This is a genomic window from Fictibacillus sp. B-59209 (assembly GCF_036216745.1).
Classification (GTDB): domain Bacteria; phylum Bacillota; class Bacilli; order Bacillales; family Fictibacillaceae; genus Fictibacillus_C; species Fictibacillus_C marinisediminis.
The window spans coordinates 1-2,415 of the sequence record NZ_JARMMC010000048.1 but is presented as its reverse complement, the minus strand read 5'-3'; the positions used below and the strand labels follow the sequence as shown (position 1 = coordinate 2,415).

Here is a 2,415-nt window from a genome sequence, read left to right as displayed (position 1 = left end):
CAAGCACCGGCGGGAGTCTCACCTGTCACGCTAGTCCCGCAGGAGTCTCGCATCTTCCACTTCAATTAACTTTTCATTGAAGATTTTTCAAGCCAAAAAGGGGCTGCCTGAAGGTCAATTTTCGACTTTCTGGACAGCCCCTTTTCATCTACAACGATTGTATATCCATAAAGGCTTGATGCAAATTACCTTTTACTTTTATTTTATCGAGGTTTAATCCCAAGGCAACCATCGTTTGTGCCACCTCAGGGCGAATGCCTGTAAGGATCGTCGTAACTCCTAACAAGGTTAAAGCATCGATCACTTTAAATAACTGGTCGGCCACCATCGTATCGACTATCATTACACCTGAAACATCCATGATTAAGTGCTCCAATTTTAATTTTACGGCCTGACTCAATGTTTCTTCCATTAGTAAATGAGCTCTTTCTGTATCAATGTTCCCGATTAACGGCAACACCCCTGTCCCTTTAATCAAGGGAACGATAGGAACCGATAACTCCAAAAAGGCCGATTTTGCCTGTTCAAGCATAGTTTGATGAGATTGAACATAGGTCAGACTGAAATAATATACTGCATGATCCAACAGAGGATCGATGATCTCAATAACATCAAAAATCGTTTCAGCGGACATTCCCAGAATGGTCGCCTCTTCTTTGATGGATTTCCAAATGTAATCACGATAATAGCTTGTATCTTTTAATGCCTCATCAAGGGGGGCTCCCAGTTTAAAGAAATAGTCACCCGTTTCTTTTCCCCATTGCTTCATCTTTTCAATGGTTTTATTTCGATTATCGTGCTCAGTTAATGCTTCTCCAAACAGGGTGATAAATTCAGCTCGTATTTCCATGATTCGCGGCTCAATTTTCTGGAATTCATTTTTCTCCGCTTGAGTCATGGCCACGCCTTCCATTCGATCAGCGTGAACCGATTCAGCAATCTTATGTCTTCGTTTAATCAATAATTCCCCTAGCAGCTGTATATCGTTCTTCATCATACTCTCCTCCAAGGATTCGTATATGGGTCTGAAATCATAATACCCTATAACTTGAGAACATGCATTTTAAAATTTTTTACTTTCTTCAGGAAAAATACTTATTGTAAAAATGGGCGATTCGATATATATTTTAATTGAGAATGATAATCAATATTAATTTCTTTCTGAGGAGAGAACGCATGTGGAAAAAGAAATTTATGATGTAACGATTATTGGCGGTGGGCCAGCAGGGCTTTACTCTGCCTTTTATAGCGGACTTCGTGAAATGAAGACAAAGATCATTGAATTCCAGCCCCAGTTAGGCGGAAAAATTCATGTGTATCCTGAGAAGATGATCTGGGATGTAGGCGGCCACACACCACTTCCAGGAGCAAAGCTTATCGAAAAACTTGTTGAGCAAGGACTGACGTTCGACCCTGAAGTCGTTTTGAATGAAAAAGTAGAATCGATTACGCGGAATGTAGATGGTATCTTTATCCTGAAAGGCGCTAATGGTGCAGTGCATTATTCCAAAACGGTAATCGTTGCTGTTGGGAGCGGTATCTTAAACCCGCAGAAGCTGGAGATTGAGGGTGCCGAGAGATTTGAAGTGTCTAACTTAAACTACACGGTGAAGTCACTTCAGCATTTTAAGGATAAAACGGTGATTATTTCTGGCGGAGGAAATACAGCGATCGATTGGGCGAATGAATTAGTGAATATCGCTAAAAAAGTATACTTAACGTATAGAAAAGGAACACTTGCCGGCCATGAAGCTCAAGTGACACAGCTTATGAACAGTTGTGCAGACTGCATCTTTAACACATCAATCTCTAAACTATTCGCATGCCCGAACCATGAAGTAATTGAACAGATCGAGTTAACAAACCATGAAACTGGTGAAGTTACCTATCTGCCCATAGATGAAGTGGTCATCAATCATGGCTATGAACAGGATACATCACTTCTTGGAAATAGCAGCCTGAATATTGAACTTGAAGAAAATTTTTATATCGCTGGCAATTCAAACAGCGAATCCTCAGTCCCGGGGTTGTATGCTGCTGGAGATATACTCAAACATGACGGTAAATTGAACCTGATTTCCGGAGCCTTTCAAGACGCAGCTAACGCTGTGAACAAAGCAAAACAATTCATCGAACCTGAAGCTCAAAAAGTGGCGATGGTTTCTTCTCATAATGAAGTATTCAAAAAACGCAACCGTGATCTAGTCAAACAGATGATCCATTAAAAAGGGGCTGTCCAAGAAGTCTGGTAGCTGTTGATCTCCGCTCCAGGCTGCTCGCTTTCCGCGGGGCGTGCGGTGAGCCTCTTGGCGCAAGCGCCTGCGGGAGTCTCACCTGTCACGCTAGTCCCGCAGGAGTCTCGCACCTTGCTCTCCAAACAACATTTCCGTGAAGATTTTTCGCGTCAAAGGAGCG

General features: G+C 42.2%; 2 protein-coding genes. One reads left to right on the top strand and one right to left on the bottom strand.

What is annotated here, in order from left to right:
* Positions 1–148: 148 nt before the first annotated feature.
* The gene (locus tag P4361_RS23090) at positions 149–997 is read right to left on the bottom strand and encodes an STAS domain-containing protein (protein WP_328091227.1); all 849 of its coding nucleotides are present in this window, start codon (positions 995–997) and stop codon (positions 149–151) included.
* A 181-nt stretch (positions 998–1,178) separates the two neighbouring features.
* Here P4361_RS23090 and P4361_RS23085 point away from each other — a divergent pair, with 181 nt between their 5' ends.
* A complete protein-coding gene (locus P4361_RS23085) occupies positions 1,179–2,225 on the top strand; it encodes an NAD(P)/FAD-dependent oxidoreductase (RefSeq protein WP_328091225.1) in 1,047 nt (348 codons plus the stop codon).
* Positions 2,226–2,415 lie beyond the last annotated feature (190 nt).